Origin of the sequence: uncultured Acinetobacter sp., from assembly GCF_947626835.1 — a bacterium.
Taxonomy (GTDB): Bacteria; Pseudomonadota; Gammaproteobacteria; order Pseudomonadales; family Moraxellaceae; genus Acinetobacter.
This window is the reverse complement of the sequence record NZ_CANQTS010000038.1, coordinates 1-23,293: the sequence shown is the minus strand read 5'-3', so window position 1 is coordinate 23,293 and position 23,293 is coordinate 1. Positions and strand designations below refer to the sequence as shown.

Annotated in this window: 24 protein-coding genes and 1 pseudogene; 19 read left to right on the top strand and 6 right to left on the bottom strand. The window is 40.9% G+C overall.

The features are described from left to right. Both Q0Z55_RS11560 and rph read right to left on the bottom strand, forming a co-directional pair. On the bottom strand, nucleotides 1-190 hold a 190-nt coding region (locus tag Q0Z55_RS11560; RefSeq protein WP_297428781.1), incomplete at its 3' end, for a hypothetical protein. A 112-nt stretch (nucleotides 191-302) separates the two neighbouring features. Then, the gene (gene rph, locus Q0Z55_RS11555; RefSeq protein ID WP_297428786.1) at nucleotides 303-1,019 is read right to left on the bottom strand and encodes a ribonuclease PH; all 717 of its coding nucleotides are present in this window, start codon (nucleotides 1,017-1,019) and stop codon (nucleotides 303-305) included. A 126-nt stretch (nucleotides 1,020-1,145) separates the two neighbouring features. Between rph and Q0Z55_RS11550 the strand changes: the two genes are divergently transcribed. After that, nucleotides 1,146-1,778 (top strand): TetR family transcriptional regulator, encoded by a 633-nt coding sequence (locus Q0Z55_RS11550; RefSeq protein WP_297428778.1) that lies wholly within the window; start codon nucleotides 1,146-1,148, stop codon nucleotides 1,776-1,778. A 34-nt stretch (nucleotides 1,779-1,812) separates the two neighbouring features. Here the strand turns inward: Q0Z55_RS11550 and Q0Z55_RS11545 are convergent, their stop codons facing one another. Further along, on the bottom strand, nucleotides 1,813-2,430 hold the full coding sequence (locus Q0Z55_RS11545) for a thiol:disulfide interchange protein DsbA/DsbL (protein WP_297428775.1): 618 nt from the start codon (nucleotides 2,428-2,430) through the stop codon (nucleotides 1,813-1,815). A 172-nt stretch (nucleotides 2,431-2,602) separates the two neighbouring features. On the opposite strand from Q0Z55_RS11545, the gene ubiG reads away from it, so the two are divergent. The 13 genes from ubiG (at nucleotide 2,603) to Q0Z55_RS11480 (ending at nucleotide 13,413) form a co-directional block, all read left to right on the top strand. Next, a complete protein-coding gene (gene ubiG / locus Q0Z55_RS11540) occupies nucleotides 2,603-3,316 on the top strand; it encodes a bifunctional 2-polyprenyl-6-hydroxyphenol methylase/3-demethylubiquinol 3-O-methyltransferase UbiG (protein WP_297428773.1) in 714 nt (237 codons plus the stop codon). After that, the gene (locus tag Q0Z55_RS11535) at nucleotides 3,317-3,997 is read left to right on the top strand and encodes an HAD-IA family hydrolase (protein ID WP_297428770.1); all 681 of its coding nucleotides are present in this window, start codon (nucleotides 3,317-3,319) and stop codon (nucleotides 3,995-3,997) included. Between the two features lie 34 nt (nucleotides 3,998-4,031). After that, complete coding sequence (locus Q0Z55_RS11530) at nucleotides 4,032-4,778, top strand: YciK family oxidoreductase (protein WP_297428767.1); 747 nt, start codon at nucleotides 4,032-4,034, stop codon at nucleotides 4,776-4,778. A gap of 99 nt (nucleotides 4,779-4,877) precedes the next feature. Then, on the top strand, nucleotides 4,878-5,297 hold the full coding sequence (locus tag Q0Z55_RS11525; RefSeq protein WP_297428764.1) for a hypothetical protein: 420 nt from the start codon (nucleotides 4,878-4,880) through the stop codon (nucleotides 5,295-5,297). Between the two features lie 144 nt (nucleotides 5,298-5,441). Further along, nucleotides 5,442-5,597, top strand: a complete 156-nt coding sequence (locus Q0Z55_RS11520) for a hypothetical protein (RefSeq protein ID WP_297428761.1) — start codon at nucleotides 5,442-5,444, stop codon at nucleotides 5,595-5,597. 200 nt (nucleotides 5,598-5,797) lie between these two features. Then, nucleotides 5,798-6,175 (top strand): RcnB family protein, encoded by a 378-nt coding sequence (locus Q0Z55_RS11515; RefSeq protein ID WP_297428758.1) that lies wholly within the window; start codon nucleotides 5,798-5,800, stop codon nucleotides 6,173-6,175. Nucleotides 6,176-6,365: 190 nt separating this feature from the next. Next, complete coding sequence (locus Q0Z55_RS11510) at nucleotides 6,366-6,752, top strand: RcnB family protein (protein WP_297428755.1); 387 nt, start codon at nucleotides 6,366-6,368, stop codon at nucleotides 6,750-6,752. Nucleotides 6,753-6,860: 108 nt separating this feature from the next. After that, on the top strand, nucleotides 6,861-8,213 hold the full coding sequence (gene argA / locus Q0Z55_RS11505) for an amino-acid N-acetyltransferase (protein ID WP_297428752.1): 1,353 nt from the start codon (nucleotides 6,861-6,863) through the stop codon (nucleotides 8,211-8,213). A gap of 333 nt (nucleotides 8,214-8,546) precedes the next feature. Further along, on the top strand, nucleotides 8,547-9,500 hold the full coding sequence (locus Q0Z55_RS11500; protein WP_297428749.1) for a sulfonate ABC transporter substrate-binding protein: 954 nt from the start codon (nucleotides 8,547-8,549) through the stop codon (nucleotides 9,498-9,500). 114 nt (nucleotides 9,501-9,614) lie between these two features. Continuing rightward, nucleotides 9,615-10,790: an FMNH2-dependent alkanesulfonate monooxygenase gene (ssuD, locus tag Q0Z55_RS11495; protein ID WP_297428746.1), complete on the top strand. Its 1,176-nt coding sequence runs from the start codon at nucleotides 9,615-9,617 to the stop codon at nucleotides 10,788-10,790. A gap of 20 nt (nucleotides 10,791-10,810) precedes the next feature. Next, a complete protein-coding gene (gene ssuC / locus Q0Z55_RS11490) occupies nucleotides 10,811-11,605 on the top strand; it encodes an aliphatic sulfonate ABC transporter permease SsuC (RefSeq protein WP_297428783.1) in 795 nt (264 codons plus the stop codon). 10 nt (nucleotides 11,606-11,615) lie between these two features. Then, nucleotides 11,616-12,407: an ATP-binding cassette domain-containing protein gene (locus Q0Z55_RS11485; RefSeq protein ID WP_297428743.1), complete on the top strand. Its 792-nt coding sequence runs from the start codon at nucleotides 11,616-11,618 to the stop codon at nucleotides 12,405-12,407. A 352-nt stretch (nucleotides 12,408-12,759) separates the two neighbouring features. Beyond that, nucleotides 12,760-13,413, top strand: coding sequence for a TetR/AcrR family transcriptional regulator (locus Q0Z55_RS11480; RefSeq protein WP_297428740.1), 654 nt, complete (start codon nucleotides 12,760-12,762; stop codon nucleotides 13,411-13,413). 53 nt (nucleotides 13,414-13,466) lie between these two features. On the opposite strand, the gene Q0Z55_RS11475 is transcribed toward Q0Z55_RS11480, so the two are convergent. Both Q0Z55_RS11475 and Q0Z55_RS11470 read right to left on the bottom strand, forming a co-directional pair. Then, nucleotides 13,467-14,030, bottom strand: coding sequence for a 5'-nucleosidase (locus Q0Z55_RS11475; RefSeq protein ID WP_297428739.1), 564 nt, complete (start codon nucleotides 14,028-14,030; stop codon nucleotides 13,467-13,469). A 92-nt stretch (nucleotides 14,031-14,122) separates the two neighbouring features. Continuing rightward, on the bottom strand, nucleotides 14,123-15,268 hold the full coding sequence (locus tag Q0Z55_RS11470) for a TDT family transporter (protein WP_297428736.1): 1,146 nt from the start codon (nucleotides 15,266-15,268) through the stop codon (nucleotides 14,123-14,125). A gap of 206 nt (nucleotides 15,269-15,474) precedes the next feature. Here Q0Z55_RS11470 and ribF point away from each other — a divergent pair, with 206 nt between their 5' ends. From ribF to Q0Z55_RS11445, 5 genes and pseudogenes are all read left to right on the top strand, one after another. Then, entirely contained in the window at nucleotides 15,475-16,476 is a 1,002-nt protein-coding gene (ribF, locus tag Q0Z55_RS11465) for a bifunctional riboflavin kinase/FAD synthetase (RefSeq protein WP_297428733.1), read from the top strand. A 61-nt stretch (nucleotides 16,477-16,537) separates the two neighbouring features. Further along, nucleotides 16,538-19,384: an isoleucine--tRNA ligase gene (gene ileS / locus Q0Z55_RS11460; protein ID WP_297428730.1), complete on the top strand. Its 2,847-nt coding sequence runs from the start codon at nucleotides 16,538-16,540 to the stop codon at nucleotides 19,382-19,384. Next, nucleotides 19,377-19,916, top strand: a complete 540-nt coding sequence (gene lspA, locus Q0Z55_RS11455; RefSeq protein WP_297428726.1) for a signal peptidase II — start codon at nucleotides 19,377-19,379, stop codon at nucleotides 19,914-19,916. The genes ileS and lspA overlap by 8 nt, the downstream gene beginning before the upstream one ends. Further along, on the top strand, nucleotides 19,909-20,391 hold the full coding sequence (locus Q0Z55_RS11450; protein WP_297428724.1) for a peptidylprolyl isomerase: 483 nt from the start codon (nucleotides 19,909-19,911) through the stop codon (nucleotides 20,389-20,391). The genes lspA and Q0Z55_RS11450 overlap by 8 nt, the downstream gene beginning before the upstream one ends. Before the next feature lie 100 nt (nucleotides 20,392-20,491). Then, nucleotides 20,492-21,028: pseudogene (locus Q0Z55_RS11445) on the top strand (NAD(P)H-dependent oxidoreductase). A 486-nt stretch (nucleotides 21,029-21,514) separates the two neighbouring features. Here the strand turns inward: Q0Z55_RS11445 and Q0Z55_RS11440 are convergent. Continuing rightward, a complete protein-coding gene (locus Q0Z55_RS11440) occupies nucleotides 21,515-22,864 on the bottom strand; it encodes an MFS transporter (RefSeq protein ID WP_297428721.1) in 1,350 nt (449 codons plus the stop codon). Between the last annotated feature and the right edge of the window lie 429 nt (nucleotides 22,865-23,293).

Genomic DNA, 23,293 nt, shown 5'->3' with positions numbered 1-23,293 from the left:
CATCACGGTCATCACGGTCATCACGGTCATCACGGTCATCACGGTCATCACGGTCATCACGGTCATCACGGTCATCATGATCGTCTTTTTGTTCACTGCGTTGTTGTTCTCGTTCTTCGCCACGATCCATACAGGCGGTCATACTAAATGCCATTGCCATAATGATTAAGCCTAAAAAAATTGTTTTCATCAGCAGTTTCCATGTTGTGGTCTTATTTTATTTAAACAAAGAATGCGGCTTGGCTGTGCTGCAAAATGTAAAAACGCACCCGAAGGTGCGTTTTTGAGCTCAGCTTGAATGCTTACCAACCTAAAGCTTCTTGTTGTTTTTTCACTAATTCTTGAATGCCTTTTTCAGCCATTTCTAACATGGCATTGGATTGCGCACGGGTAAATGGTTTTTCTTCGGCTGTGCCTTGAATTTCAATAAACTCACCGGCTTGGGTCATCACCACGTTAAGGTCAGTTTGGCAGTTTGAATCTTCTTCATAGCAAAGATCAAGTAACACCTCATCTTGATACATACCTACAGAGATTGCCGCCACTAAGCCTTTTAGTGGATCTTGTTTAATGCGTTTTTTCTCAAGCAACACATTCATGGCATCCACTAAAGCCACCGCTGCACCTGTAATTGAAGCAGTACGCGTACCACCGTCAGCTTGAATCACATCACAGTCAATGGTAATGGTATGTTCACCCAATTTTTTCAAATCCACCATAGCACGTAAACTACGGCCAATTAAACGTTGGATTTCTTGCGTACGACCACTTTGTTTACCACGTGCCGCTTCACGGTCGCTACGGGTATGGGTCGAACGTGGCAACATGCCATATTCAGCAGTAATCCAACCTTGACCCTGACCTTTTAAGAAACGTGGTACAGAGTTATCAATACTTGCAGTACAAAGGACTTTGGTATGACCGAATTCAACCAATACTGACCCTTCTGCGTAACGTGTATAGTTACGGGTAATTTTCACGTCACGTAATTGATCTGCTGTTCGTTGGTCGATACGCATCATAGAAGCTATCCTAAGGATTTAAAATTGAAGAGCTTGAGTATAGCAGATTAAAACTCACGTTTTGCCTGCAAAATGGAGGCTGTTTTTTGCTAGACTACAGACAAATTTTCTCAGATAAACACTATGCCTATTCGTGAAGAACAAAAACAACAAACCCATCAAGCTTTGCTTAATGCAGTGCTGAGTTTAAGTTGTCAGGGTCGCACGTTTAGCAGCATGAGCTTGCGTGAGATTACCGGTGAGGTCAATCTTGCACCTGCAACTTTCTACCGTCATTTTCAAAATATGGATCATTTGGCTTTAGAGCTGATTGATCATATTGGTATTTTCTTAAAAGCCTGTTTTGGCAATATATGTAAAATGGCAGTCAAAGAACCTTATGATCACGAACAACGTTTAAATTATTTATTTGATGTGGTCAGTAAGCATCCTGAATATTGGTCTTTTTTTATTCATGAGCGTAGTAGTGGCTCAACAATTATTCGTCAAGCCATTAAACGTGAAGTGAAGTTTTTAGTGCAATACACGGCAAGCACCATACAAAATATGCAAAATTTTGCTGCCGTCAAAGATACCGAAGAATTACCCATTTTTGCTGATATATTCGTCAACATGACTTTTTGTTGGGTGATCCAATGGTTGGATTTACGTTATGTAGAAGATGTCATTCAACAAAAAATTGCACAAGACAAGGTCAAGGTTAAAGCCTTATTACAAACTCAGCTGATCTATGGCGGTATTCAAACTTGGCAATAAAAAGCTGCCCTTAGGCAGCTTTGATAAGTTGCAATTACTTGGCTTTACGTTCTTTTTCAACGAGGTAATTGATGACCTGTACTACCTTGCCATCATCACCTTGCACCACATATTTACCGTTAACTACCACAGCAGGTACGCCTGTCAATTGGTATTGCTTGGCCAATTGATTAGCTTTGCTGACTTTAGCGGTAATTGGGAACGAATTATATAAACTATTAAATTTTGCTTCAGGCACACCATATTTTACAAAAAATTGTGCTTGCGATTTTTGATCAAAAATTTGCTGACCTTTATCATGAATGGCATGGAACAAAGGTAAATGGATTTTGCGACGGATTTGCAGTGCTTCTGCCACGTAATAACCGCGCGCGCTTTGCTCCCAAACAGGGTTCATTGCCGCCGGTGTACGCACAAAGTTTACATCTTTTGGTAGTTTACGTAACCATGCCTGCATATGCGGTTCTAAAGTAAAACAGTGACCACAGCCATACCAAAAGAATTCACGGACTTCAATCTTGCCTTTTACATCCACGACACCCGGATTTGGCAGCACCGTGTAGTCTTTCCCCGCGACAAAATTAGCAGCCATAGCGCTACCTGAAATCGCAAACATTGCCGTTGCAATACTGCCCAACACAAATTTTTTCATTGAGTGGTTTATCCTCGAAATAATTCTGCTTAGTTTAGGCAAATACTATAAAACAAATATGCAAATTTAGTTTTGATTGTGTGAAGTTTTTTAGTGCTTTTATCGCTTTTTTCCAAATAGTCGCTACACTAGGATTATTTAAATTATAACGACTTAAATTGAGGTGGCACCCATGTCGCAACTGAATGTTGACCCGCAAGAAATTGCTAAATTTGAAGCATTCGCAGCCATATGGTGGGATCAGCATTCTGAGTTCCGCCCGCTGCATATGATTAACCCGCTACGTTTAAATTGGATTGATGAACACGCAGGTGGGTTAAGCGGTAAAAAAGTGCTTGATGTGGGTTGTGGTGGCGGAATTTTAGCCGAAAGCATGGCGCGCCGTGGTGCCAATGTTTTAGGCATTGATATGGGTGAAGCGCCGCTCAATGTGGCACGTTTACATGCCGAGCAAGAAAATGTCAGCAATATTGAGTATCGCCAAGTGCCCGTTGAGCAACTTGCCGAAGAACAAGCGGGTCAATACGATGTGGTGACTTGTATGGAGATGCTAGAGCATGTCCCTGACCCTGCATCAATTATTTTAGCCTGCCAAAAGCTAGTAAAACCGGGTGGTCATGTGTTTTTCTCCACCATTAACCGCAATCCAAAAGCATATTTATTTGCCATTATTGGTGCCGAATACGTTTTGCGGATGTTGGCTAAAGGCACACATGACTATAGCAAGTTTATTAAACCATCCGAGCTTGCACGTGACATCCGAGCGGCTAATTTAAAGCTCAAAGATATGACCGGTTTACATTATAACCCATTGACCAAAAACTATTGGTTAGCCCCAAATGTCGATGTCAATTACATGGTCTATACCGTCAAAGAAGAGGCTTAAATGAAAGCGGTTTTATTTGATCTAGATGGCACGTTAATTGATACCGCAGCCGATTTTGTACGCATTATTCAAAATATGTGCCGTGAGAAAGGCATGAAGCCTGTCGCAAGCGAGTTGATTCGTGCCCAAGTATCGGAAGGTGCACGAGCGATGGTCAAATTGGTTTATCCTGAATTAGATGTGAATGACCCAGAATTTTTACAGCATCGTCAACGCTTTTTAGATATCTATGGCACTGATATTGCAGTCGACACTGACTTATTTGCAGGCATGTATCCCCTATTAGATGAGCTAGAAGCTGCACAGATTCCTTGGGGCATTGTCACCAATAAACCACGTTGGTTAAGTGAAGCATTACTCAAGGCGTTAAACTTAACCGAGCGTTGCGGTGTCTTGGTCTGTCCTGAAGATGTAACGCACACCAAGCCTGATCCTGAGCCGATGTATTTGGCCGCTCAACAGATCAATATTACACCTGAAGATTGTATCTATGTGGGTGATCATCCACGTGATATTGATGCAGGTCGCGCAGCCAACATGTACACGATTTTAGCCGCTTATGGTTATTTACCATTGGCGCACAAAGATGACTTAACAGCTTGGCAGGCAGACTGTATAGTCAATGATGTAGCTGAATTACATCAAAAAATTCAGCAAATGGTCTTATCCGCTTCAACTTAACAATATAAATAACAAGTCGCTAGGAGGTGTCACCATGAAATACTCACAATACCAACCACGCCCCGATTTACTCAAAGACCGTATTATTTTAATTACGGGTGCCGGTGATGGCATTGGGCGTGCAGCAGCGTTGAGCTATGCATTACATGGCGCAACGGTAGTGTTACATGGTCGCACTTTAAACAAACTTGAAGTGATTTATGACGAAATTGAAAGCTTAGGTGCACCGCAGCCGGCAATTTTGCCGCTGCAACTTTCTAGCGCTTCCCCACGTGATTATGAATTGCTCTATAACACCTTAGAACAACAATTTGGGCGTTTGGATGGAATTTTACATAATGCTGGAATTTTAGGTGAACGTACCGAATTGGCCAATTATCCAATTGAAACTTGGGATGATGTAATGGCGGTCAATTTACGCGCCCCATTTTTACTCACTCAAGAATTATTGCCATTATTACAACGTTCAGACAGTGCCTCGGTGGTGTTTGCAAGTTCTGGGGTTGGTCGTGAAGCGCGTGAACGCTGGGGTGCTTATTCGGTGTCTAAAATTGCCATTGAAGCCGTTAATCAACTCTTTGCTAAAGAAAATAGCTATCCAAACGTGCGCTTTAACTGCATTAATCCGGGGGCCACACGTACCGCCATGCGTGCCAAAGCTTATCCTGAGGAAGATCCAAAAACTTTGCCTCCCCCTGAATCGATTATGCCGGCTTATTTATATTTAATGGGTGATGACAGTTTACAGCTCAATGGCGCGAGTATTGACGCGCAAGATTAACATTGGTGTTGAATTTTGCAGCATATTTAGCCAAAGGCGCATTGTGTTTCTAAGCATTTACACCATACTTAAACGCTAAATTTACACGTTGAGATTGATATGTCTGACTTTAGCAATATCACAGTCACTGCCCTAGACGATGGTATGGTGTCACTTTTAATTGATGGTCAACCGATTTCTGAAAAATACGGAATGAAGTTTGAAGCCAGTATTGTGGATGACTTACAAGCTTTAGAAAATGGTCAAAATCTTAAGTTATTTGATCAGTTTGTATTTTCTCATACCGATCTAAACTTTGAACACAGCTATAAATACATCACGCATATTGTGAAACAAGATGATGCTTACAAAGTCGCCAAGAACTTTACTTACATCATTAAAATTGAAGGGCAACCTGAGATTGAACATGTGATTACCAAACAAGGGCAACCGATGAGTGCTGAAGATGTTTCAGAATTCATTAATTCACATATTCAAAAGTCACTTAATGAATATACCGACTTAAAATACGCCTATTAATTAAAATAAGACCGCTTGCGGTCTTTTTTTGAGCACAATAATCGCTTTATTAAATTAATTTTATAAAATTATTCGGTTTTACAAATAAATAAGCTCGCCTTATGCTGTATGTATTCAAACATAAACCGTATTAGGTATATTTTCATGGCAGATCAACAACGTAAAATCGACACCATTCGTTCAATTGAAAATCTACAACTACCACGCAGCTTAATTTCAGCTTTAGATGACCGTATGCAAGCCCAAGAGGTTTTAGAAGCCATTTGCTCATTACAGGTGCTCAATCAACAATGGAATTAAGCCCTTAAACAACAGCCTACACATATAGGCTGTTTTTTTGCATTTAAGAATCGACTATTAAAACAACAGCTTTTACCGCATAATATTCTTATTTCCTATACTTTATTTAAGTTATTTATCTGTGTTCTTCACAGTTTCTCTGCATTCTTTGCGTAGAGTAAACACTATTGAAAAAAGATTCCAAAATGGGGGTTCACAACATGCAAAAGATATTGGCAAGTGTGGCAATTTCTTTGAGTGCCTTGATGGCAAGCAGTGCTTTAACCGCTGCCCCACAAGTTGAATATTTCCCTGAAGCCGATACCCATACACCTTCTACCTATAAACATCGCGATAAACGACATACGGAAGATGCTCAATACCGTTCACATGAACAGCGTGGTATGAAGCGTCTAAAACAAATGAAATGGCAAACCGGTTACGTGATGCCACAGCATTATCGTAGCGATGGTTATAAAGTAGAATATAAAGACAATGACTTACCTAAACCAAGCCGTAATCAACAGTGGTATAAAGTGAATAATCATTATATCTTGCTCAATTCCGACACCAACAGTATTGTTAAAATTCAAGATTAAATCTGTGTGATCTCTTTTAAGCCTAAACCCATGTTTAGGCTTTTTTTATGCAATTTTATTGAAATATAGTGATCTTCTTTTTTTCTCCATACATTTCACATTTCACCTAAATTCCCCCCATCGTTTATCTAGTTTTTTGACCTAAATTGAACTCATCGGAAAACATCTGTACACAGTTTAGGTATCAGCAATGAAAAAACTTCTAACAACGATTGCGCTGTCATTAACCGCTGTAATGGCAACTACAACAGCAATGGCAGGTCCGGGTCCTGATCATCGTTTTGACCCTCGTAAAGCACCACCACCGCCTGCCCACATGGTGAAACACGGTCCACAGTTTAAGCATACGCCACCGCCGGTACATGCGAAAAAATATCAAGATGATCGTCGTTTTAGTCAAAGCAATTTACGCGTAGGTCAAACCCTACCCCGTGCTTTTGATTCAAAGCGTTTTGAAGTTAACTCACGTGATGCACGTGGTTTAGCCAAAGCCGGCAAAAATCAACAATGGTATAAAGTGAATGGAGATTATGTATTAGTGAATGAAAAAAATAATCGCATTTTGCGTGTGATTTAAACTTAAGTCATCTCTCAACCTCGTCCCAAACACCTGAGCCCCCTACTCAGGTGTTTTTTGTTGTGTGAATGAATTAAAATAATCTATTGCGACTTCTTTGAGCCTGCTATGTCTAGTTCTGCATCTGATCCTACTTCAAGCACAACCTTGCAATATGTGCACTGGTTTCGTCATTCGGCGCCGTATATCAACGCGCACCGCGGTAAAACCTTTGTGTTGATGTTTGATGGTGAAGCAGTCCAGCATGACAATTTTCAGCATATTATTCATGACATTGCCTTACTGCATTCCTTAGGTATCCGTCTGATTTTGGTGCACGGCGCACGTCCACAAATTAACCAGCAGCTTAAGGTTGCGCAGATTGAAACGCCTTTTTATAAGCAGCGCCGTATTACCACCCGTGAATCTTTAACTGCGGTGATGAGTGCCGTGGGTTCTATTCGCTTACAAATTGAAGCTTTATTGTCGATGGGATTAGCCAACTCACCGATGTATGGAGCACGCATTGATGTGGTATCGGGCAATTTTGTCACCGCCAAACCTTATGGTATTCACGATGGTACGGATTTTCAGCTCACAGGTGAAGTACGCAGCATTGATCATGCCGCTATTCAACGCCATTTAGACAATCACAATATTGTGTTACTTGGACCTACCGGTTATTCCACCACAGGTGAGGTGTTTAATTTACTGGCCGAAGAAGTTGCCACTAAAACGGCCATTCAAATCAAAGCCGATAAATTGATTTTCTTAGGGCAGCAACATGGCTTAATGAATGAAGCAGGTCAATTACAACGCGAAATTAATACAGCCGAACTTGATATTTACATTCAAAGATATCAAAGCACTCAACCTGAACTGGCCTTACATTTGCAAGGTGCTAAACTGGCCTCTACCCAAGGCATTGAACGTGTACATCTGATTTCTTATGCTTACGATGGCGCTTTAGTTGAAGAATTATTTACCCGTGATGGTTCTGGCACCATGCTCACCGATGCACACTATGAAGATGTGCGTATGGCCAATATTCAAGATGTGGGAGGCTTAATTAGCCTATTACGCCCGTTAGAAGAACAAGGGATTTTGGTTTATCGTTCGCGTGAACGTTTAGAAAATGAAATACATCAATTTGCGGTGATTGAACGTGATGGCACTATCTTAGCCTGTGCTGCGTTATATCCAATTCCTACCCAAAACAATGAGATTCCATCGGCTGAAATTGCCTGTGTTGCGGTGCATCCAAGTTATCGTAAATCAAATCGCGGTAGTCAAATTTTAGAATATTTGGAACACAAAGCACGCAGCATGGGCATTCAGCAATTGTTTATTTTAACCACGCGTACTGCACATTGGTTTTTAGAACATGGTTTTGAAAATGCCAGTGTGGATGATTTACCCAACGCACGCCAAGCCTTATATAACTATCAACGTAGTTCGATTGTTTGCAAAAAGTCACTTTAACAGTGGCTTTTTTTAACTCCGCCATAGCTCAATTTTAGATATAGATATCTTAAAAAATCGTCATGAGGCTGATCTTAAATGCATCTGTTTAGCTGCAATTATTAAGCACACTGTGTGGCTATTTATTTTTTAATATATTTTTCAATACTATAAAGATAAAAACAATTTTCCACTCTCGCTGAAATTCAGCACTTTTTTACATAAGTTTTGCACTTTTTTATTTATCTTTTTTTTTCATGTTGAATTCCTGAATCGTTATTTTTTTCGAAAAATATTTTTGTTTAGTTTATGCGGTGATGACTTCATTTCACTTACACATTCAGGAGCACTTTTATGTCACGCCGTTTTGCTAAAAGCTTAGTTTTATCTACAGTCGTAGCAAGCGCTATGATGTTAAGTGCTTGTGCTCAGCCAAAAGAACAAGTGACTTTAAACATTGGCTTTCAAAAATATGGCGTTTTGCCACTGGTCAAAGCGCAAGGCACATTAGAACAAAGCCTTAAAGCACAAGGTGTCACGGTGAAATGGGTGGAATTTCCTGCCGGACCTCAGCTTTTAGAAGGGCTAAACGTAGGCAGTGTGGTATTTGGTGAGGCCGGTGAAGCACCGCCTATTTTTGCCCAAGCTGCCAATGCCAAGTTGGTCTATGTGGCTCACCAACCTGCTGCACCCTTAGGTGAAGCTTTGGTCGTACCAAAAGATTCAAGTATTCAAACCATCAAAGATTTAAAAGGTAAACGCATTGCCCTGAATAAAGGTTCTAATGTGCATTACTTATTATTAAAAATCTTAGAAAACAATAACCTGAACCTAACTGACGTTGAAGTGGTGTATTTACCGCCATCCGATGCACGGGCTGCATTTGAACGCGGCTCAGTTGATGCTTGGGTCATTTGGGATCCATTCTTAGCCGCTGCTGAACATCAAATTGGGGCACGTAGTTTAGTCACAGGTAAAAACTTAGTCAGAAATCATCAATTTTACTTAGCTGATCGTAAATTTGCTGAGGAAAATCCCAAGATCCTGCAAACCATAGTGCGCACCTTAAATACCACCACACAATGGGTCAAACAGCACCCAAGCGATGCGGCCAAATTATTACAACAACCCACAGGTCTTGAATTTGAAGTGCTGCATCAATCTATTCAACGTATGGGCTTTGCTATAACCCCCCTTTCCAATGACGTGATCGAAGCCCAACAAAATGTGGCTGATGCTTTTTATCAGCAAAAATTAATTCCACACAAACTGGATATTCAAAGTGCAATTTTACCGCAAGCGAAATAAGCCATAACTGCTTATCCGCTTGGTTATAAGCCAAGCATTTGGCTGCATCACATTTAAACGCCAATCAGTCGTTAAGACACTATTTGGATCTATCCATAATTAAGGATCAATATAATGAAAATCTTTTGGTTTATTCCCACTCATGGTGATAGTCGCTATTTAGGTACGAGTAAAGGCGCGCGCCAAGTAGATCATGCCTATATGAAACAGATTGCAGTTGCAGTCGACAACTTAGGTTATGAAGGCGTTCTGATTCCGACCGGACGTTCATGTGAAGATCCTTGGATTACCGCAGCAAGCTTAATTGATGCCACGCAAAAGCTTAAGTTCTTGGTGGCTTTACGTCCGGGTGTAACCACGCCTGCACTCGCTGCACGTATGGCAGCCACTATGGATCGTTTATCGGGTGGTCGTGTATTGCTTAACTTGGTAACTGGTGGTGATGAGCAAGAGCTTAAAGGCGATGGTGTGTATGAAGATCATCAGACTCGTTATAAAACTGCTGCTGAATACACCACCATTTGGCGTGAGATTTTAACGCGCTCACATACGGGTGAAAGCTATAGTTTTAAAGGTGAACGCTTACAAGTTGAAAATGCCAAATTACTTTATCCACCTATACAAAAACCGTATCCACCACTTTGGTTTGGCGGCTCATCTGATGATGCTGTAGAGCTGGCAGCCGAGCAAGTCGATACTTATCTCACTTGGGGTGAACCACCTGCAGCAGTCAAAGAAAAATTAGAGCTGGTACGTCAAAAAGCCGCAGCGCGTGGTCGTACCTTAACTTATGGTATTCGTTTACATGTGATTGTACGTGAAAGCAATGAAGAAGCATGGGCGGCAGCGGAGCAACTGATTCAACATATTGATGATGCAACCATTGCTGCAGCACAAGCTAAATTTAAACAAATGGATTCTGTGGGTCAGCGTCGTATGGCTGAGCTACACAATGGTGATCGAACTAAATTAGAAGTTTCACCTAACCTTTGGGCAGGTGTTGGTCTGGTGCGTGGTGGTGCAGGCACAGCTTTAGTCGGTGATCCTGAAACTGTAGCTGCACGTATTCAAGAATATGCCGATTTAGGCATTGATACCTTTATTTTCTCAGGCTATCCACATTTAGAAGAATCTATTCGCTTTGCTGAGTTGGTCTTCCCACTGTTGCCTTTAGCCACTCGTGAAAAATTAGCACAACCTCACTTGACCGGCCCATTTGGCGAGATCGTAGCCAATAACTACGTGGCAGATGCGGCCAAGCAAGAGGTTAAAACGCAGGAGCCAGCTTAATGTCTAATCAGGTGATTCCTATACCGTTCTCCAAAAGCAAAGTTTCACGTGGAACACAACTTAGGCAGCGTTTGCTGCCTTGGTTAGTGCCTGTTGTACTGATTGCAATTTGGCAACTGTCTGCCACAACAGGTCTGTTAGAAAGTCGGATTTTACCAGCACCTACAGCAGTAGTGAGTGCATTTTGGCAATTAATGGTCAGTGGTGAGCTGTGGCAACACGTCCAAGTGAGTGCTGGTCGTGCCCTCATGGGTTTACTGATTGGCGGTGGCTTAGGTCTAGCTTTAGGTTTGCTCAATGGCTCATCTAAATTGGCATCTACCCTCCTAGATACCACGCTACAGATGATTCGTAACATTCCTGCTTTAGCGCTGATTCCCTTAGTAATTTTATGGTTTGGGATCGATGAATCTGCAAAATTGTTCTTGGTGGCAATTGGGGTGTTTTTTCCAATTTATATCAATACCTATCATGGTATTCGCTCAGTTGACCCACAACTGATTGAAATGGGCAAAAGTTACGGACTAACACGAACACAATTGTATCGTGAGATTATTTTACCCGGTGCTATGCCTTCTATTTTAGTCGGTTTACGTTTTTCGCTAGGTTTGGTATGGGTACTTTTAATTGTGGCTGAAACCATTTCTGCACAAGCGGGTATTGGTTATATGACTATGAATGCCCGTGAATTTTTACAAACCGATGTGGTTTTAGTGGGTATTTTACTCTATGCCCTACTGGGTAAATTAGCAGATGTCTTTGCAGTGGCTTTAGAGCGTTATTTACTGCGTTGGCATGCAGGTTATCAAAAATAAGGAAAAAATAATGACTGATTTAAGCTTAACTCGTCACGTTGATGATGCAGTAGCTCATCCTGATCTTCATCCCAATGCCAACCTTGGTGCTGAGATTTTAATTGAGCAGCTGTATAAATATTATGGTGAGGTCAAAGTTCTAGAAAACCTCAATCTACATATTCAAGCCGGTGAATTTATTGCCATTGTGGGGCGCAGTGGCTGTGGTAAAAGCACCCTATTGCGTTTAATTGCCGACCTTGAACAACAAAGCTATGGTGAAATTAAGTTTAAATCAGCCCGTCATTTACGTGAGGGAATCACGAGCGATGATATTCGCGTCATGTTCCAAGACCCACGACTCTTGCCATGGCGTAACATCGAACAAAATGTGCAATTGGGTTTAGCCAAACCACAACATACAACAGCGTTAAACATGCTGGAAAAAGTCGGCTTAAAAGAAAAAGTAGCGCTTTGGCCCACGCAACTGTCTGGTGGACAACGCCAACGTGCTGCCCTTGCGCGTGCCTTATCACATACACCGCGTATTTTATTATTAGATGAACCATTGGGCGCACTGGATGCCCTGACCCGTTTAGAAATGCAAAACCTGATTGAACAATTATGGCAAGAGCATGGCTTTACTGCCATCTTGGTGACGCATGATGTCAGTGAAGCGGTACAGCTTGCTGATCGGATTATTTTGCTTGATCGAGGTCATATTGCCGCACAATTTAAAGTGGATTTGGCCCGCCCTCGTATTAAAGATCACAACTTTACTGCACTTGAACAACAGGTACTTCATGCCGTGCTTTCAACTTAAATTTTTAATCTAAAACTGAGCTTTTTTGCCAAGACTCAGTTTTGATGATTATTGCTTAAAGAGCTTAAATGAAAGCTGTACTTGAACAGCATAAAAAGGAATCTGTGATATTTTTATTGATATTTTCGGCAAAATTTAATTTCAATATCATTGAAAAAACTAATAAAATTGATCGGTAAAATAAAAAATTAAATTATCAGTCAAATTTATATAATTTTGACTAGATCACACATTCAGGCTTTTTTTTATAATAAACGGTAAAAATTGTCTAAAAATTAATCTATCTTCCTGCCAATATTTGCTGATTTGTCGTACAATTTGCCACTCCCTTACCGAATTTTTAAATCTGCCAATGGAACAGAAAAAGAGTACGCAAAAACGCCATCAACTGCTCAATGCAGCTTTAGATGTTTTCTCGCTGTATGGTTTTAATGGCGCGAGCCTTGATGAGATCGCGCAGCTTGCAGAAATGCACAAATCCAATATCTTTTATTACTACGAAAATAAAGAAGCGTTGTATGTAGAAGTGCTCACCACTGTATTGCAAAAATGGTTAGCACCATTGCAAATGATTGAGGCAGATTTAGAGCCAGAAGAGGCTTTGGCCAATTATTTAATGCAAAAAATTGAAGTGTCACGTACTCAGCCTAAGGCATCGCGTTTATTTGCTTTAGAAGTGATTCAAGGTGCACCTCGTATCTTGTCAATTTTAAAAGGACCACTCAAAAAGTTAGTAAAACGTAAGGCCAAAGTGATTAGTAATTGGCAAGAGCAAGGCAAAATTTCTAAAGATATTGATGCTGAATTACTGATTTTAAACATTTGGGCATTGACCCAAAACTATGCCGATTTCTCAACGCAGATGGAAATGGTCACCGGTAAAACCTTACGTAACCGCAGCATGCAACAGCGTATTATTCAACATACCATTCACATGATGCTATACGGTATTTTACCGCGTGATGGGCAGACTTCTATCGCAGCATCTTTGACAGCACAAGATTAACAGCTTGCTACAAGCTGCTGGCATACGACCATAGCGTTCTATGGTCGCAAAAATTAGATGGATTGATACAACTTTAATAATTTCTGAGCACCTAATAATAAATTCTCTTGCCAATCAAGGTGCGCAGCTCCATCTGCTCCATCGGTAATATATTTCACCGAAATTAAACGTACATTGAGTTTTTTACACACTTTAGCCAATGCATAGCCTTCCATATCCACCAAGTTACACGCAACTTTAGGTGTAGCTGTCTCAAAGCTATCTCCTGTACCACATATGCCTTGGCTTAAATGCTTAAAATAAGGCACTAAATCAATTGCCGCAGGATACTCTTGATCCATTGGCGTGACACCTACTTCAAAACCCAATGCCGATACATCCATATCACGTTGCACAAAACGTGTGACTTCGACTAATTCATGCGCCTGAAAATGCGAACTGCCTGCTGTACCTAAATTTAATAAAGTTGTGCAACCAGTCTTTTGAATCACCTCAAATGCTTTAAACGCTGCATTTACTTTACCAATACCGCTGTAATGCACATCGATGCCTGCTGCTTCAAACAAACCTTTGGATTCATTGGGCAAAGCCATGATTAACGCCATATCGGACATCATCGTTCTCTATCAACTCAAAAGAGCTGTATTAAAGAACAAATGCTCTTCTGTGGCAAATCATGGCTTAAGTCAAATTCCATTGCGCCTTATGTTTAGCTTTTGACTGAGCTTTGTTTTTCTAAAAACTGAACCAAACACGGCGAGAACAAAAGTTTACCTTGATAAAATCCAATCACGGTTTTAAAGGCAACAATGCACCATAACAATATGAGTAAAACCGTCAAGCTATAGCCGATACTGAGCATCCAAGCCAATCCCAAAGTTTTTGCTAAAGTTAAAACTGCCAAACTCAATACGCCTATCGGGAACGTCAGTGCCCACCATCCCAAGTTAAAAGGCAAATCTTGTTGCAGATGATGTACACTGCTAAGCAATGCAATACCCAACCACCACACTGCAAAACCAAGCAAGATCAAGCTACCTAAGATACCTGCTCCTTGCATCAACTCTCCCAGTTGCCCCCAGCCAATAAAACTCATTAAACGTGGTGCTTCATGTCCCAACAACAATAAAGCCAATGCACCCGTCCCAATCGGTCCCAATGTTAACCAACTGCTTAAACCCACTTCTTTGGCTGGTAATTGCTGTAAAGCCAAACGCAGCATTAAAATAGTCAACACTGCAAAAGCAGGTAAGACTGACATGCCCCATAGCACATAACTGGTCAGTAAAATTTGCATAGCTGCTTGTCCTGTTTCTAACTGAGCAATCAAAACACCGCCACTGGCTGCTGCAACCTCACAAGCCACAATGGGCAGCAACCAAACCGCAGTCATGTTTTTTAGGCTGTGTTGCTGATGTCGATACATACAAAATGGAACAATCCATGCAATCGTCACTGCTAAAGCAACATCTAGCCACCACAACTGCTGCGCCCAATCAATCAGATGTTCCCCATACAAAGGCACACCATATTTCAGCATTCCATTAATCAAGGTGGCCAAAGCCATTGGAATTGCACCTAAAAACAAGCACATTATTGGATGTTGAAACACTTGTTTAGCCTCGTGATAAAACAAAGCCCAACGCGCCATGTACAGCACACTACATGCAGCAAATAAGAAAATATTGATGTGCCACAAGGTTTGCCCAATATTCCAAAAAACATCTGAAAACATCGGTAATTCTGAGATAATCAGCGCCACAATGCCTGTTCCCATACACACGGTGAACCAGTTTGGGGTGAAATGACGAATAAAATCGCTAGGTTTTTCAAGATACTGAAATACGCGTGGCATCATCGGCTCCTCAAGTGGAAGATGCCTTTATTTTAAGCAGAACCATATATAAATAAAATTGATTAATATTTATAAAATGAATCAATTTTACTGATTTATAATTCTGCTAGAAAAATTCCTTTTGAATAAAAACACAACAACAAGACGAAACGCCAAGATTATGGCAATATATAGCCTCGTCATATTTCTAAGCTCTTGATTTGCCCATGAAGCTGCTCCGTCTGAATGCTTTAGCGCCTAGCACACAATTGCCAAAAACTGCCGTCACGATTGGTAATTTTGACGGTGTACATCTTGGTCATCAGGCGATGATTCGCCAACTTCAAAGTATTGCCCAAAATAACAACTTAAAAAGTTTGGTGATGATCTTTGAGCCGCAACCACTCGAATTTTTTAAAGGCTATGACGCCCCACCCCGTATTTCATCTTTGCGTGAAAAAGTTGAATATTTAACAGAACTTGGCGTTGACTATATTGTGATTGCCAAATTTGATGAACGCTTTCGTAGTTTAAGCGCCACTGATTTTGCTGACATTTTAAAAAATCAACTCAATGCGCAACATTTGGTCTTAGGCGATGATTTTCACTTTGGCAAAAACCGTCAAGGCAATAGTGAATTTTTACAAAGTTACGGTTTTGAAATTACCAGCTTAGATACCATTGAAGTGCATGGCGAGCGGGTGAGTTCTACCCGCATTCGTCAAACTTTACAAGCGGGCGATTTAGCCTTAGCGGCTCAATTACTTGGGCGTCCTTATAGCATTACAGGGCGCGTGGTCTATGGCGATCAAATTGGTCGTACCATTGATTTTCCAACCATTAATGTGCGCTTAAATCGGCATAAACCGTGTTTAAATGGCATTTATGCGGTTGATGTGTTGTGTGAAACTGAGTCACTTGCACAACGTGTCAAACAGCACCACCCACAAAAATTAGGTATCCAAGGTTATCAAGCTGATGCTTTGTTTGGTGCAGGGCATGTGGGTACACGACCAGCGATTAAACAAGCCCATCCAGAATGGCGTTTAGAAGTACATTTTCCTGATGTTTCTGCTAATCTGTATGGCCTGTTAATGCGAGTAACATTTTTACATTACTTGCACGGCGAAAAAGACTATCCTTCGCTAGAAGCACTCAAGGCAGGCATTGATGATGATGTGGCACAGTTAATCAACTTCCGTCACAGCAACACAATCTTACCGTTTTAAATCCCTTAATTTATTGTAAAACGCCTCAGCTTTGCTGAATGAAAATTGGAAGACAACTTGCATGAGCGATAAGCAAACTCCTGAAAATGCAGTGGACTATAAAGCCACGCTAAACCTCCCAGGTACTGAATTTGCAATGAAAGCAAATTTGGCAGTACGTGAAGCTAAATGGTTAGAAGAGTGGTATGCCGACAACATTTATCAGCAGATTCGTGCGTCGCGTATTGGCAAGAAAAAATATGTCCTGCACGATGGCCCTCCGTATGCAAATGGTCAAATCCATTTGGGTCACGCAGTCAATAAAGTTTTAAAAGACATCATCATTAAAAGCCGTGTCATGGACGGTTTTGATGCACCTTACGTGCCGGGTTGGGACTGTCACGGTCTTCCAATTGAGCTTAAAGTTGAAGAAAAAGTCGGTAAAGTCGGGGTGAAAGTTGATGCTTCAACTTTCCGTAAAGCCTGCCGTGAATATGCATACACCCAAGTTGAACTGCAAAAGAAAGACTTTGTGCGTATGGGCGTGTTTGGTGATTGGGACAAGCCTTATTTAACCATGAACTTCAAGCAAGAAGCTGACATCGTGCGTTCACTTGGCGCAATTGCCAAAGCCGGTCACATCGAGCCAGGTCTTAAACCAGTGAACTGGTGTTTAGATTGTGGTTCATCATTGGCTGAAGCCGAAGTTGAATACGAAGATAAAAAATCTGACGCGATTGACGTGGGTTTTTCAGTTGTTGATTTAAGCGACTTATCTGCACGTTTGGGTGTCGATGTAGCTGATCGTACCGATATCGTGATTTGGACCACCACACCTTGGACCATACCTGCCAACCAAGCAGTGGCTTTACATGCTGAGCTTGAGTACCAATTGGTTAAAGCAACCGGTGAGGAAAAAGCAGCACAAAACTTTATTCTTGCAAAATCTTTGGTTGAATCTGCAACTGAGCGTTATGGCTTTAACCATGTTGAAGTGATTGCAGAATTTGCAGGCGCGAAACTTGAAAACTTAGTGCTGCAACATCCTCTGATTAGCGAGCGTCAAGTACCTGTAATTTTGGGCGAACACGTAACAGATGCAAGCGGTACAGGTGCGGTACATACAGCCCCTGGTCACGGTGTAGACGATTATAAAGTTGGGTTACAGTACAACTTAAAAGTCGACAACCCTGTGGGCGGTAATGGTGTGTATTTACCAACTGCGCCAATTTTTGCAGGCGAACACATCTACAAAGCCAATCCAAAAATTATTGCAGCTTTAACTGAAAGCAATAAGCTTTGGGCACATAAGCCAATCAAACATAGCTATCCACATTGCTGGCGCCATAAGACACCAATTATTTTCCGTGCGACGCCACAATGGTTTATTAGCATGGATGCGCAAGGCTTACGCCAAAATGCATTAAACGCGATTGAAAATGAAATCAGCTTTGTGCCAGATTGGGGTAAAAATCGTATTCAAGCGATGATTGAAGGTCGTCCTGATTGGTGTATCTCTCGTCAGCGTACTTGGGGCGTGCCAATTCCATTCTTCGTACATAAAGACACCAACGAATTGCACCCTCGTACGCCTGAATTGATTGAAATCGTCGCTAAACTGATTGAACAAGAAGGTATTGATGGTTGGTACAACCGCGATGCGCGCGAGTTTATCGGTGATGATGCAGAACAATATAATGCAGTACGTGACACACTAGACGTATGGTTTGACTCAGGTACAACGCACTATGCAGTACTTCGTGAGCGTGAAGAACTCACAGATCCTGCTGATTTGTATTTAGAAGGTTCAGACCAACACCGTGGTTGGTTCCAATCATCATTACTCACCTCAATTGCGATTAATGAACGTGCGCCATACAAAGGCTTATTGACTCACGGCTTCGTGGTCGATGAAAAAGGTCGTAAGATGTCGAAATCGTTGGGTAATATCATTACCCCACAAGACATCATTAAAGATATGGGTGCCGATGGTCTACGCTTCTGGATTGCATCTGCCGATTACCGTTATGAAATGACTGCGGGTAAAGAAATCTTTAGCCGTGCATCAGACGGCTACCGTCGTATCCGTAATACGCTTCGTTTCTTACTTGCCAACTTAAATGGTTTTAAACCTTCAACAGATGCTTTGCCTGTAGATCAATTGATCGCGCTTGATCAATACATCTTACAACGTGCGTCTGAGGTTCAAAAAACCATTCAACAAGCATACGAAGATATGAACTTCCATATCGTGACCAATGCATTGACCAACTTCTGTATCAACGACTTAGGTGGTTTCTATTTAGACATCATCAAAGACCGTCAATACACTACTAAAGCCGACTCTCAAGCACGTCATTCAGCGCAAACTGCGTTGTATCATTTGGTACAAGCATTTGTACGTTGGATGGCACCGATCTTAAGCTTTACTGCTCAAGAAGCTTGGCCACTGATTCCTGAACAATCAGAGAAATACGTATTTACCGCTGAATGGTATGACATTCCTGTCGCGTCGACTGCAAACCTTGTGTCTGAAGCTGAATGGCAAACCTTGATTTCTGTAAAATCTGCGGTCAACAAGTTTATTGAAGCGGCACGTACTGCAAAAACAGTGGGTTCAAACTTATCTGCTAAAGTTGAACTTTGGGCAAATCCTGAACTCAAAACTGTGCTTGATAAACTCAGCGACGAACTTCGTTTCGTACTTATCACCTCGCAAGTAATTGTGAATGAGTTTGATGCAGCACAAGGGGAAGCTTCTGATTTAGACGGCTTAAACGTGCAAGTTTCAGCAGCAGATGGTGAAAAATGTGTCCGTTGCTGGCATGTACTACCTGATGTAAATACACATATTGAACATCCAGGTTTATGTGGTCGTTGTATTATTAACTTACCATCAGGCCAAGGCGAAGAGAGAAAATATGCCTAACCCACACAATAAAAAGGGCTTATTCCAATTCAAGGCACACAATTTAGTGTGGCTTGGGTTGTCGGTGATTGCGATTGTTTTAGATCAATGGACCAAATGGATTGCAGTCAACAGTCTCAATTATGCAGACCCTGTTCCTGTACTGCCCTTTTTAAATTGGACATTACTACATAACTATGGCGCTGCCTTTAGTTTCTTGTCCGATGCTGGTGGATGGCAACGTTACTTCTTTACCTCATTGGCAGGAATTGTTTCGATTGTTTTTGTATTTTGGCTGATGCGTATGCCAAAAACACTAAAAGTCTTGCCCCTTGCGATTGCCCTAATTTTAGGCGGTGCAGTGGGTAATCTGATTGACCGTGTGTTGCTTGGTTATGTGGTGGACTTTATTCATGTGTATTACAACAACAGCCACTTTCCTGCTTTTAATATTGCAGATAGTGCCATCACGCTTGGCACCATCTTGCTGTTGATTGATAGTTTTTTCTTAGAGAAAAAACGTATTCAAGCTGCGGAACAACAACATGACTGATTTTATTAATCCAAACGAAGAAACCCGTGTTGAAGAAGGTTCAAAAGTTGAACTGCATTTTTCTGTCGCGATTGAAAATGGCGTAGAAATTGACAATACACGTAGCCGTGAAAATCCTGTCAGCCTCGTCATGGGTGATGGCAGCTTATTACCGGGCTTTGAAAAAGCACTGTTTGGTTTGCGTGCAGGCGACCGTCGTACTGTTAGTCTTCCGCCTGAAGATGCTTTTGGACCATGGAATCCAGAAAACGTACAAAAATTCGATACCGTAAAATTTGGCGAACGCCCAATTGAAGGTCATATGATCGAGTTTGAAGACAAAGCTAAAGCAACGTTGTATGGTGTTGTAAAATCAGTCGGTGATGATATCACTGAAGTTGATTTTAACCACCCACTGGCTGGCAAAGATATTACCTTTGAAGTTGAAATCTTTAAAGTCACACCTGCAGGTCAACAAGGTGTTAAACTCATGTAATTGCAAAATTACTATAAAAAGCGCCACTTAGGCGCTTTTTATTTAGATAAAATTTTTGCTGAAACATATAAGATTTCATTTACTCTTGAGAAACAAACTAATGAATATTCAAATTATTGTCGGCAGTGTCCGTGAAGGTCGTACTGCAATCAAACTTGCTGAATGGGCAAAGCAGTCTATTCAAAACCTTAACAGCCAATTAGATGTTGAAATCGTAGATCTTAAAGCTTGAGATTTGCCATTTTTTGCAGGTGCAACCCCACCTATGATGGGCATTTATGACCAACCAAAACAACAAGAATGGGCAGCAAAAATTGCGAAGGGTGATGCTTTTATTCTTATCAGCCCTGAATATAACCACGGTTACAGCCCTGCGCTTAAAAATGCTCTCGATTACTTAGGTAAAGAATGGCAAGGTAAACCTGCTGCATACATCAGCTATGGTGCAACCAATGGCTCACGTTCAGTAGATCAAATTCGTCAAGTGGCAACTTATATGGGTCTTGTGGATAGCAATGCAACCATTGAAATTCGCGACATTTTCTCACGCAATCAAACAGAAAGCTTTGAAGCAAATGAGTTTGATGAAAAAGCCTTGAAAGCTGCTGTAGATAAGCTGATCAAATACGCAAAATAAAGCTTACAAAGCCCTTATCTTGCTAAGGGCTTTTTTATACATCGTGATTTGTTACATAGCAGAATAAATAAATTACATAACTAAAATATCGAACCCAATTAAAACAAAAATTTAGAATTTTTTGTAATCTTATGCCTACAAAGGCTAGTGACGATAACGGCTATTTTCTACACTAAGATTTTACTATTCTAACTACATCGGGAACAGGAAGTTTCCAAAACTTTAAAAGAACAACAAGTTAGTAAAAAACTAAACAATAAAAAAGGATTTAAATAAAATAGTGACAGGAAAGTTGCTTGTCTCACATGAAATATCCATAACCCTCGACAGGATGTCGGGGGTTATTTATTTGTGCGTATAACGTTGTCCATATAGGAAACTCTTAGCTAGTGTTTCCTATCAATTCCTCAATATGGAATATGCTATTTAAGCAAAAGCCATAAAAAAGCCCCAACATCAGTTGAGGCTTATATGGATGTTAAAAACTTAGTTACGAGCTACAGCAGGAGTTTTTACCTCTACTTCTTCAGCTTGATCTTGCTTAGAAATCAGTGTTACTGCAATTGCTACCACCAATAAAGGGATACCTACTGCAATAAAGTTATATTGATGCGGTAAATCCATACCCAACAACATACCAATTAAAATTGGACCAATAATCGCACCACTACGTCCTACAGCCGATGCCCAACCAATACCAGTTGAACGTACTGCAACTGGGTAATACTGTGCTACATAGCTATACAAAAGGATTTGTGAACCAATTGAAGCTGCACCTGCTAATGCAATCATTAAGTATAAAGCCACTTGTGGTGGTTCAAAGCCGAGTAAGCTCAGTACAATCGCACCAACCACACCTAACACCATAATTACTGGTTTTAAATGGAAGCGGTCAGCGAGCATACCACCCGATACAGTACCAATTACAGCACCGATGTTCATTGCAAGTAAGAACAATAAGCTGCTGCCCATTGAATAACCTGCTGCCATCATTAATTTTGGCATCCAACTACCTAATGCGTACATGGTCAATAGACACATGAAGAAGGCAAGCCAAAATAATAAAGTATTGGTTGCGCGACCTTTTTTAAATAAGTTGGCTACTGTGGCAGATTCTGGAACTTCAGCTTTACTTAGTTCCAATGGCGTTGTAGCTGTTACATTCGCTTCTGGTGCTAAACGTGTCAATACATGACGTGCTTGTTCTTGTTTATCTGCTTTCACCATAAAAATAATTGATTCAGGTAAAAACTTCCAAATAATTGGCAGTAACAGTAATGGAATACCTGCAATCCAGAACATGATTTGCCAACCATAGGTTGGAGTAAACCAAGAACCCAGTAAAGCGGCCATCACACCACCTACTGCATAACCACTAAACATCGTGGTCACTAAAGTGCTACGCATGCGTTGTGGTGCATATTCTGATGTTAAAGCCACAAGGTTTGGCATGACTCCACCAATTCCCAAGCCTGCTAAAAAACGTAACACACCAAATTCAGTTGGAGTTGAGGCAAAACCACCCCAGAAGGTAAAACCACTAAACAAAATAATACAGATCATAATCACACTTTTACGACCAATTTTATCTGCAAGCATGCCAAAGAACATAGCACCAAACATCATGCCACCTAATGCAGTACTGGCCAGCATACCTGCCTGTACAGCGCTTAGGCCCCACTCTTGCATCAACAATGGCAAAGCCACGCCATTAATTGCAAGGTCGTAACCGTCAAATAAAATGATGAGCAAACACCAAAATAAAACATTAACATGAAATTTGTTAAACTTAGCCTGATCGACTACAGCATTGACATTCATTGTTTGCGCTGTCATTAATCCTCACCTCCAACTGTGGGATATATAGTATAAATTTTGACATACAATGATTTTTAAGCAGGCATTTGTCCAAAACCTTATAGACATAAATATATACCTTTAAGGTATTTATACACTTATAAATAAAGATTTTTCACTTGAAAAGCCCACTATCATTAGGCTAAATCGAGAAAATATGTGAAATATATCTTAAAATTTCTAATAAATTTATTTAAATCAATGATTTATTTTAAAATGATTCACAATACGACTATCGATACTTTTAGATAAGAAATGTCATAAAAATAAATGACTTAGCAGTTTAAATAATAATTTCAGGCATAAAAAAAGGCTCCCTGATCAATGATCAGGGGCCTTTTTAGAATAATGAGCTGGCGATGACTTACTCTCACATGGGTAACCCCACACTACCATCAGCGCTAAGAG

Bases quoted from the DNA above. Each gene is read 5' to 3' on its own strand.
- Q0Z55_RS11515 (WP_297428758.1), top strand. From the start codon at position 5,798: ATGCAAAAGATATTGGCAAGTGTGGCAATTTCTTTGAGTGCCTTGATG.
- ribF (WP_297428733.1), top strand. From the start codon at position 15,475: ATGAAGCTGCTCCGTCTGAATGCTTTAGCGCCTAGCACACAATTGCCA.
- argA (WP_297428752.1), top strand. From the start codon at position 6,861: ATGTCTAGTTCTGCATCTGATCCTACTTCAAGCACAACCTTGCAATAT.
- ubiG (WP_297428773.1), top strand. From the start codon at position 2,603: ATGTCGCAACTGAATGTTGACCCGCAAGAAATTGCTAAATTTGAAGCA.
- lspA (WP_297428726.1), top strand. From the start codon at position 19,377: ATGCCTAACCCACACAATAAAAAGGGCTTATTCCAATTCAAGGCACAC.
- Q0Z55_RS11475 (WP_297428739.1), bottom strand. From the start codon at position 14,030: ATGATGTCCGATATGGCGTTAATCATGGCTTTGCCCAATGAATCCAAA.
- Q0Z55_RS11530 (WP_297428767.1), top strand. From the start codon at position 4,032: ATGAAATACTCACAATACCAACCACGCCCCGATTTACTCAAAGACCGT.
- ssuD (WP_297428746.1), top strand. From the start codon at position 9,615: ATGAAAATCTTTTGGTTTATTCCCACTCATGGTGATAGTCGCTATTTA.
- Q0Z55_RS11470 (WP_297428736.1), bottom strand. From the start codon at position 15,268: ATGCCACGCGTATTTCAGTATCTTGAAAAACCTAGCGATTTTATTCGT.
- rph (WP_297428786.1), bottom strand. From the start codon at position 1,019: ATGCGTATCGACCAACGAACAGCAGATCAATTACGTGACGTGAAAATT.
- Q0Z55_RS11535 (WP_297428770.1), top strand. From the start codon at position 3,317: ATGAAAGCGGTTTTATTTGATCTAGATGGCACGTTAATTGATACCGCA.
- Q0Z55_RS11500 (WP_297428749.1), top strand. From the start codon at position 8,547: ATGTCACGCCGTTTTGCTAAAAGCTTAGTTTTATCTACAGTCGTAGCA.
- Q0Z55_RS11510 (WP_297428755.1), top strand. From the start codon at position 6,366: ATGAAAAAACTTCTAACAACGATTGCGCTGTCATTAACCGCTGTAATG.
- Q0Z55_RS11520 (WP_297428761.1), top strand. From the start codon at position 5,442: ATGGCAGATCAACAACGTAAAATCGACACCATTCGTTCAATTGAAAAT.
- Q0Z55_RS11550 (WP_297428778.1), top strand. From the start codon at position 1,146: ATGCCTATTCGTGAAGAACAAAAACAACAAACCCATCAAGCTTTGCTT.
- Q0Z55_RS11450 (WP_297428724.1), top strand. From the start codon at position 19,909: ATGACTGATTTTATTAATCCAAACGAAGAAACCCGTGTTGAAGAAGGT.
- ileS (WP_297428730.1), top strand. From the start codon at position 16,538: ATGAGCGATAAGCAAACTCCTGAAAATGCAGTGGACTATAAAGCCACG.
- Q0Z55_RS11525 (WP_297428764.1), top strand. From the start codon at position 4,878: ATGTCTGACTTTAGCAATATCACAGTCACTGCCCTAGACGATGGTATG.
- Q0Z55_RS11440 (WP_297428721.1), bottom strand. From the start codon at position 22,864: ATGACAGCGCAAACAATGAATGTCAATGCTGTAGTCGATCAGGCTAAG.
- Q0Z55_RS11545 (WP_297428775.1), bottom strand. From the start codon at position 2,430: ATGAAAAAATTTGTGTTGGGCAGTATTGCAACGGCAATGTTTGCGATT.
- Q0Z55_RS11485 (WP_297428743.1), top strand. From the start codon at position 11,616: ATGACTGATTTAAGCTTAACTCGTCACGTTGATGATGCAGTAGCTCAT.
- Q0Z55_RS11480 (WP_297428740.1), top strand. From the start codon at position 12,760: ATGGAACAGAAAAAGAGTACGCAAAAACGCCATCAACTGCTCAATGCA.